Origin of the sequence: Streptosporangium sp. NPDC006013 (assembly GCF_040614275.1) — a bacterium.
Lineage (GTDB): Bacteria > Actinomycetota > Actinomycetes > Streptosporangiales > Streptosporangiaceae > Streptosporangium.
Window position 1 is genome coordinate 1 of the sequence record NZ_JBEXUE010000434.1, and the last position, 8,431, is coordinate 8,431.

Here is an 8,431-nt window from a genome sequence, read left to right on the forward strand (position 1 = left end):
CGCCCTGGGGCTGCCGGGTTCCACGGCCGTCGCCACCTCCAGGGACTTCCCCGGCGCGATCCCCGACCACCTGGTGGTGGCCGCCTCGCTGGTCGCCGAGCGGCCGCAGGAGGTGCAGGCGCTGGTGAAGACCTGGTTCGAGACCCTGGAGTGGATCGCGGCCAACAGGGCGGACGCCACCGCGATCATGGCCAGGCGGGCGGGGGTGAGCGAGGCCGACTACGCGAGCTACGACGCGGGAACCACGATCTTCTCCCTGGACGACAACCTGGCCGCCTTCGAGCCCGGCGGCACCGACGACCACCTCGACCACCAGGCCGCCCTGATCGCGAAGTTCCTCGTCGCGTCGGGCCTGGCCGACACCGAGCCGTCACTGGACGGTCTCTTCGAGCCAAGGTTCGTCAGGAGCCTCAAGCCGTGAGTGCGGGAGCGCCGATATGGAGAGCATGCCGGGCGACCGGTTGCGGCCGGGGCGGGTTCAGCTCGCCCTGCTCGCCACCAGGAAGGTCGCGGCAGTCATGAGCGCGGGGACCGCGGAGCCCGTCGCGCCACCCGAGGCGGGACGGCGGGCCTGGGAGCCGCTGCCCCGGCGCGCGGGCCGGCCGGGTCCGGCCTGGAAGCGGAGCTCCGGGATGTCCGTCCGTGCCCGCTGGGGTCTGCGGGCGGCCTCGGTGCTGGTCCCGCTCGTCCTCTGGACCGTCGCCGGCATGGCGGAGCTGGTCGATCCGACCTTCCTGCCGTCCCCGCTGGCCGTCCTGGAGGCGTTCGCGGAGATGCTGGGCACCGGCCTGCTGCTCGACGACACCCTCGCCAGCCTCGGCCGGGTCGGGGCCGGGTTCGGGCTGGCGGTGGCGATCTCGGTGCCGGTGGGCGTCGCGATGGGCACCTCGGCCGTGGCGCTGGCCCTGCTGGAACCGGCGGTCGGCCTGCTCCGCTACATGCCGGCCGCCGCGTTCATCCCGCTGCTGATCATCTGGCTGGGTCTCGGCGAGCCGTCCAAGGTCGCGATTCTGCTGCTGGGCGTGGTGTTCTTCAACACGCTGATGGTCGCCGACGCCGTACGGCGGGTGCCGGGCGAGCTCGGCCAGGCGGCCGCCACCCTGGGCGCCCGGCGCGGCGAGATCCTCCGGAAGGTGATCTGGCCGTACGCGCTCCCGGCGGTGGTGGACGCGGCGCGGATCAACGCCGCCGCCGCGTGGAACTTCGTGGTGGTGGCCGAGCTGATCGCCGCCGAGTCCGGGCTCGGCTACCGGATCGTCCGGGCCCAGCGGTTCCTGCAGACCGACAAGATCTTCGCGGTGCTCATCGTGATCGGGGCGGTCGGCCTGCTGATCGACGTCGTGCTGCGCATGCTGCGCGACCGTCTCGGAAGGTGGACGGCATGACCCTCGTGCTGCGCGGCGTGGCCAAGGACTACGGGACCACCCGCGTCCTGGACGGTATCGACCTGTCGATGGAGCCGGGCGAGTTCGTGTGCGTGGTCGGGGCGAGCGGCTCGGGCAAGTCAACGCTGCTGTCGCTGATCGCCGGGCTCTCCCCGGTCAGCGCGGGCTCCATCACGCTCGGCGGGGCACCCGTCGTCGGCCCCGGTCCCGAGCGCGGGCTGGTCTTCCAGTCGGGAGCGCTGTTCCCCTTCCTCACCGTCGCGGAGAACGTGGCCTTCGGACTGCGGCTACTGCCGATCTCCGGGGCCGACCGGGAACGGCGGGTCCGCTGGTATCTCGGCGAGGTCGGGCTGTCGTCCCTGGCGGGCGCGCTGCCCCGGCAGCTGTCCGGCGGGCAGCGCCAGCGGGTGGCGATCGCCAGGGCGCTGGCGTGCGAGCCGGCCGTACTCCTGCTCGACGAGCCGTTCGGGGCGCTGGACGTGCAGACCAAGGAGGACATGCAGCTCTTCCTGCGCGAGGTGTGGCGTGACACGGGCACGACCGTGCTGATGGTCACCCACGACGTGGAGGAGGCGGTCCTGCTCGCCCAGCGGGTCCTCGTCTTCGCCTGCGGGCCCGGCAGGGTCGCCGCCGAGGTCCCGATCGACCTGCCCGCCTACCGGGCCCTCGCCGTCAAGCGGACCTCCCTCTTCCTGGGCCTGCGCGCAGGCGTCGAGGACCTGGTCCGCTCGCACATGCTGACACCGGGGAGGGAAAAGGTGTAGAACGATATTCTGTAGCTCTCCGGGCGGGGAGCTCCTGTGCGGGAGCGCCCCGAGGGCTTCCGGGAGGGAGAGGCGATGGTCGACCTGGTGCTGCCGTCGATCGAGCGGGGCGTGCTGACGCTGACGTTCAACCGGCCGGACCGGCTCAATGCCTGGACCGACGAGATGGGCCGCCGCTACTTCGACCAGCTGGCCGAGGCGGAGAAGAATCCCGAGGTGCGGGTGATCGTGGTCACCGGGGCGGGAAGGGGCTTCTGCGCCGGGGCGGACTTCCAGACGCTCACCGCCATCCAGGACGGCTCGTACGCGGGGGAGCCCGACCGGCGTCCCAACACCTTCCCGACCACGATCCGCAAGCCGATCATCGCCGCGGTCAACGGCGCCTGCGCCGGGCTCGGCATGGTCCACGCCCTGGTCTGCGACCTGGTCTTCACCGCCGCCGAGGCCAAGTGGACCACCGCCTTCGCCCGGCGCGGCCTGGTCGCCGAGTACGGCCTGTCGTGGATCCTGCCCCGCCTGGCCGGGCAGGCCAGGGCCATGGACCTGCTGCTCTCCGGGCGCACCTTCACCGGTGCCGAGGCCTGCGAGCTGGGCCTGGCCAACCGGGCGGTGCCGGGAGAGCGGCTGATCGAGGAGACTCTGGCCTACGCCCACGAGCTGGCGACGTACAGCTCGCCGGCCTCGATGGCCGTGATCAAGCGTCAGATCTGGGGCGACTGGCAGCGAACCCTGGAGGCGTCGGAGTCGGCCGCGGCACGCCTGATGGTCGACTCCTTCACCCGGCCGGACTTCGCCGAGGGCGTCGCCAGCTTCGTCGAGCGCCGCGCCCCCGGCTTCCCGCCGCTGTAGTCACTCCGGCGCATCTCGGCTGACCAGGGCGAGCCAGCGCGGGGCGGCGTCAAAGGGGGCCGTGCGGGCGGTGACGGCCTCCATCAGCCAGGCGGCCGAGGCGCGGGCGCTCCGGACGACCTCGGGCGGGTAGGCGTACCTGACCCGGTGCTCCTCGAACTCGTCCTCGTCGTCCAGGAAGACCCGGCTGGTGCGGCCCTTCGCCAGGTTCCGGCGCGTCCGGATCACGTCGAGGTCGAGGTCGACCATGGTGACCTCGCCGTCGCTCCACCGTGGCACGGTGGAGATGTCGCAGTAGATCTCGTGCTTGTGCGGGGCGGAGTTGAAGGCGGCGGTCCACCAGGCGTCGCGGGGGAAGAGCATCACGAAGGCGTGCGGGGAGGCCACCTCGGGCCCGTGGCCCTTGCGGCCGACGGAGTTGGCCGCGCAGCCGGTCCACACCCCGTGTTCGTCCTCGCCGAGCAGGAGGCCGCTGTGGTTCCAGTGCAGTGATCCGTCGTATTTGCGGTAGACCACCTTCACCATCTCATAGGACATTCCCCAACATTAAGCCTTGACAGAGATCTATGTATTTCCTACCTTCTAAATAGGTTAAGAGTGTCAGTGCGAAGCCCCGGCTGGCTGACCGGCAACCCTCGCACCGCGGCGGGGTGCCCCCGGGGGAGACCTGGCGGCACGGTCGGCGTGCCGCAAGCGCGGACCCCCTCACCGGGGTCACCGAGACATGTCCGGGAGTGTCACATGTCGAAGACCAGCACACTGAACTGCGCGAGCCCCGTCGAGTACGACACCCACGGCCACTACCGGCCGCACCGTAGAGCCGCCGTATGAGCGCCTCGATCGCCGTCGTCGGCGCCGGCCCGACGGGCACCTGCCTGGTGGAGCGCATCTGCGCCAACGCCGCCGACCTGCTCGGCTGGCCCTCGCTCGACGTCCACGTGATCGACCCCCACCCGCCGGGGGGCGGCCGCGTCTGGCGCCGTGACCAGCCCGAGCTGCTCTGGATGAACTCCGCCGCCGCCGACGTGACGCTCTTCACCGACGAGTCGGTGCACTGCGAGGGGCCGATCCGTCCAGGCCCCACGCTGGCCGAGTGGCTCGGCGGGGACCCCGGCGCCTTCGCCTCCCGCCCGGCCCAGAACGGCTACCTCTCCCATGTCTTCAGGCACGCGGTGGCGACCGCCCCGCGTGGGGTCCGGGTGCACGTGCACCCGGTCCGCGCCGTCGATCTCGCCGACATCCCCGGCGGCCAGGCGGTACGGCTGGAGGACGGCCGGACGATCGAGGTCGACGCGGTGATCCTGGCCCAGGGACACGGTGACGTGACCCCGAGCGGGGAGGAGCGGGCGCTGGCCGACCTGGCCGCGCGCGGCGGGCTGCGTTACCTGCCCACCGGATACGCGGCCGACCTCGACCTGGACGGCATCCCCGCCGGAGAGCCGGTGATCGTGCGGGGGATGGGGCTGGCCTTCGTCGACCTGATGGTGCTGCTCACCTCGGGCCGGGGCGGCCGGTTCGTCCGCGAGTACGACGGGGAGCTGGTCTACCTGCCCGGCGGGCGGGAGCCCCTCCTGCACGTGGGATCGCGGCGCGGTGTGCCGTACCACTCCAAGACCGGCTACCCCTTCGAGGGCGCACGCCCGCCGGTGCCGCGCTTCCTCACCCGCGAGGCGCTGGGCGAGGGCCCGTGGAACTTCCGCCGGGACGTGTGGCCGCTGGTCGCCAAGGAGCTCGCCTTCGCGTACTACCACGAGCTCATCACCGCCCACCCCAAGCGCGCCAGGCTGGACTGGGCGGCGTTCGCGGAGGCGTTCGCCGACCAGGAGTGGCGCAGCCCGGGCATGCGCAAGCTGATCCGTACGACCGTGCCCCGGCACCTGGACCGGCTCGACTTCGACCGGCTCGACCGGCCGTTGGAGGGCATCAGGTTCGGTGACCGGGCGGGGCTGCAGAAGTGGATGCACGGCTACCTCGCGGTCGACCTGGAACGGCGCGCCGACCCGGCGCACAGCGCCGACCACGCCCTGATCCTCGGGCTGCTCTCCGTCTACGGGATCCTGGCCGAGCTGGGCATCTCCGATCCGTGGTTCCACGGGTTCTTCAGCTACCTCGCCAGCGGCCCGCCGGGGCCCCGGCTTGCGGAGCTGCGCGCCCTGGCCAAGGCAGGGGTGGTCACCTTCCTCGGCGCCGGCCTCAAGGTCGACCACCACGAAGGGCGCTGGCGGGCACAGAGCCCCACCGCGCCCGGCGGCGTGACGGCCACGACCCTCGTCGAGGCCAGGCTGCCCGCGCCCAGCGTGAGCCGGGCCACCGACCCGCTCATCGGCGCGCTCCGCGACCGGGGCGAGCTCGACGAGAAGTCGGGGCTGGTGAACGTGCGGGCCGCGGACCGCCGCCTGGTCGACAGGTCCGGCACCCCGCACTCGCGCAGGTTCGCCTTCGGCCCCTGGGCCGTCGGCGGCCAGGTCACCGGCGGTTTCGCCAGGCCCCGCCGCAACGCCCCGCTCTTCCGCCACGCCGACGCCCTCGCCCGGATCGTCCTGTCCGAGGCCGTCGGCACCCAGATAAGGCGGCACGTCGCGTGAACCCCGCGACAGATCGCATGGACCCGGTCCCGAACGAGCACGACGCACCACAGCACAAGGAGAAGAACGTGAAGTTGCGATGGGGCGCTCTGACGCTCGCCGGGGTGCTGGCGCTCGCGGCCTGCGGAGCCGAGAGCGGGACCCCGACCACGGCGGCCGGCGCGAAGGGCGGCACCGGCGGCGACGGAGGATCGCTCGTGTGGGCGGTGGAGACGCAGCCGATCACCTTCAACCCGCACCAGTGGGGCCAGAACAAGGCGCGCCTCCTGGTCCACAACCAGTTCGACGCGTTGATCGCCCGAGGGAGGAACGGTGATTTCCTGCCGTGGCTGGCCACCTCCTGGCAGGTTTCCAAGGACGGTCTGACCTACACCTTCGAGCTCCGTGACGACGTGACCTTCCACGACGGTGAGAGGTTCGACGCCGCCTCGGTGAAGGCCAACCTCGACCAGCTCGTCTCGCCCGGCTACAACGCCGCGGTCAGCGCCATCCAGCTGCGCAACTTCGACCACGCCGAGGTGAGCGCCCCGTACACCCTGAAGGTCACGCTGAAGGCCCCGGACGGACTGTTCCTGGACTTCCTCTCCTCCCCGCTCGCCGGCCAGGTCTCCCCGAAGTCGCTGAAGAACGCCAAGGACCTCAAAGCGGGCGGCGTCGACGTGGTCGGCACCGGGCCGTTCATCCTCGACCGGTTCACCCCCGGCCAGGAGGTCCACTACCGGCGCAACCCGAACTACAACTGGCCGCCCGCCGGCGCCGCCCACCAGGGGCCGGCACACCTGGCCGAGGTCACCTACCGCTTCCTGCCCGAGGCGGCGGTGCGGGTCGGCGCGCTCACCTCCGGGCAGGTACAGGTGATCGAGGGCGTGCCCGCCACCGAGATCGGCCTCATCAAGGGCAACCCGGAGTTGAAGCTGGAGACCAGCCTCAACTCCGGCAGCGCGTTCTCCTACTACTTCAACGTCTCCCGCCCCCCGTTCGACGACAAGCGGGTCCGCGAGGCGTTCCGCGACGCCGTCGACGTGGACGCCGTGCTCAACTCCGTCTACCAGGGCACCGCCAAGCGGGCCTGGAGTGTCATCGGCCAGGGCAGCCCGCAGTTCTACGACCCCTCGCTGGAGAACACCTTCGGCAACGACCCGGCACGGGCCAACAAGCTGCTCGACGAGGCCGGCTGGAACGGACGTGACGCCGAGGGCTACCGGGTCAAGGACGGCAAGCGGCTGACAGTCCGCACGGTCAGCGCCGCGCCGTTCGTCCGCGACCGCCGTGACATCCTCGCCCAGGCCGTCCAGGCGGCGGTCAAGCAGAGCGCCGGCATCGACTTCCAGGTCAAGCTCGTGGACCAGGGCACCGCGCAGAAGGCCGCCGACGAGAACGAGTACGAGATCTTCGAGAACTCGCGCGGCGACACCGACGCCGGGGCGGCGCTCAACCTGATCCTGCCGAAGGGCGCCGCGATCAACCGCACCAGGTTCGAGAGCGCGGAGCTGGACAGGCTGCTCGCCGACGCGTCGGCGACCTCCGACCTCGCCGAGCGCAAGGAGCTCTACGCCAAGGCGCAGAAGATCGTGGTCACGGACGAGGCGCTGCTGCTCCCGCTGTACGTGCCCGCCGACCAGATCGCCTACGGCGCCGGCGTCACCGGCATCACCTTCGAGCCGGTCTCCGGCACCCCCAACAGTGCTTATGACCTCCGGATCGGGACATGAGCACCCTCATACTCACCCGGCGGCGGGGGCTGGCCGCCGCCGGGTGGCTCGGCCCGGTGGCCAGGCGGCTCGGAGCGGGTGTCGCCGTGCTCTGGGCCGCCGCCACCGCGGCCTACCTCGCGCTGATGCTCGCCCCCGGCGACACGATCGACGTGCTGATCGGCGACGGCCTCGACACCCCCGAGCGGCGGGCGCAGATCATCGCCGAGTGGGGGCTGGACCGCTCCCCGCTCCAGCAGTACGGCGACTACCTGCTCCGCCTCCTCCAGGGCGACCTGGGCCACTCCTACGTCCTGCAGCGCGGTGTGGGGGAGATCCTGGCCTCCCAGATCTGGCCGACGGTCCAGCTCGCGCTCACCGCCGCGACCTTCGGGGTGCTGCTCGCCCTGGTGCTCGCCCTGGCCACCGCCGGGCGCCGGTCCTGGCTCGGCGGCCTGGTCGGGCTCTCGGAACTGGCCGTCGTCTCGGTCCCGCCGTTCCTCGTCGGCATCCTGCTGCTCGCCGTCTTCTCCTTCACCCTCGGCTGGTTCCCCGTCTCCGGTGACCGGGGGTTCGTCTCGCTCGTACTGCCGGGACTGGCGCTCGGCCTGCAGATCGCCGGGGTGCTCGGCCAGGTGCTCCGCGAGGGCCTGGAACGCGCGCTGGAGGAGCCGTTCGCGGTGACCGCGCGCTCGCGCGGCATCACCGAGTGGCGGCTCGTCGCCCGGCACGCCCTGCGCCACGCGCTGCTCCCCGCCGTCACCCTCACCGGCTGGTTCACCGGCTTCCTGCTCGGCGGCGCGATCATCGTGGAGGCCGTGTTCGGCCGCCCCGGGCTCGGCCAGATCACCGTCGGCGCGGTGAACAGCAAGGACCTGCCCCTGGTGATGGCGGTCGTGCTGATCTCCGCCCTCGCCTACGTGACGGTCAGCACGATCGTCGACCTCGCCTACCTCGCGATCGACCCCCGCCTGAGGAGGAGCAGATGAGAATGCCGATGGCGCCCCGGTCGCCGTACCGTCCGGGGAGAAGCCGATGACGACGGTCGCCGAGGTTCCCGGTGTCGTGACCGCGGCTCCCGCTCCGGCGCGGCGCCGCCACGCCTTCAGGGTGCCGACGGCGGTGCCGCTGCTGTTCCTGGCGGTGGCCGCGGTCGC

General features: G+C 72.0%; 8 protein-coding genes and 1 riboswitch. Of the genes, 7 read left to right on the top strand and 1 reads right to left on the bottom strand.

Translation table 11 applies throughout. From position 1 onward, the window contains the following. The 4 genes from ABZ260_RS40455 to ABZ260_RS40470 all read left to right on the top strand — a co-directional run. Positions 1–421 (top strand): hypothetical protein (locus ABZ260_RS40455; protein ID WP_355628219.1); only part of this gene is annotated, 421 nt, incomplete at its 5' end. Between the two features lie 16 nt (positions 422–437). Then, complete coding sequence (locus ABZ260_RS40460; RefSeq protein WP_355628222.1) at positions 438–1,385, top strand: ABC transporter permease; 948 nt, start codon at positions 438–440, stop codon at positions 1,383–1,385. Next, complete coding sequence (locus tag ABZ260_RS40465) at positions 1,382–2,149, top strand: ABC transporter ATP-binding protein (RefSeq protein WP_355628225.1); 768 nt, start codon at positions 1,382–1,384, stop codon at positions 2,147–2,149. Before ABZ260_RS40460 ends, ABZ260_RS40465 begins: the two co-directional genes overlap by 4 nt. A gap of 36 nt (positions 2,150–2,185) precedes the next feature. Then, positions 2,186–2,998, top strand: coding sequence for an enoyl-CoA hydratase-related protein (locus tag ABZ260_RS40470; protein ID WP_355628228.1), 813 nt, complete (start codon positions 2,186–2,188; stop codon positions 2,996–2,998). Here the strand turns inward: ABZ260_RS40470 and ABZ260_RS40475 are convergent, their stop codons facing one another. After that, positions 2,999–3,535: a DUF402 domain-containing protein gene (locus ABZ260_RS40475; RefSeq protein ID WP_355628231.1), complete on the bottom strand. Its 537-nt coding sequence runs from the start codon at positions 3,533–3,535 to the stop codon at positions 2,999–3,001. It abuts the gene before it with no gap. Between the two features lie 52 nt (positions 3,536–3,587). After that, positions 3,588–3,700, top strand: a riboswitch (SAM riboswitch). Positions 3,701–3,825: 125 nt separating this feature from the next. Here ABZ260_RS40475 and ABZ260_RS40480 point away from each other — a divergent pair. From ABZ260_RS40480 to ABZ260_RS40490, 3 genes are all read left to right on the top strand, one after another. Then, a complete protein-coding gene (locus tag ABZ260_RS40480; protein WP_355628234.1) occupies positions 3,826–5,583 on the top strand; it encodes an FAD/NAD(P)-binding protein in 1,758 nt (585 codons plus the stop codon). Positions 5,584–5,651: 68 nt separating this feature from the next. Next, positions 5,652–7,295 (top strand): ABC transporter substrate-binding protein, encoded by a 1,644-nt coding sequence (locus ABZ260_RS40485; RefSeq protein WP_355628237.1) that lies wholly within the window; start codon positions 5,652–5,654, stop codon positions 7,293–7,295. Next, entirely contained in the window at positions 7,292–8,263 is a 972-nt protein-coding gene (locus ABZ260_RS40490) for an ABC transporter permease (RefSeq protein WP_355560923.1), read from the top strand. Before ABZ260_RS40485 ends, ABZ260_RS40490 begins: the two co-directional genes overlap by 4 nt. Positions 8,264–8,431 lie beyond the last annotated feature (168 nt).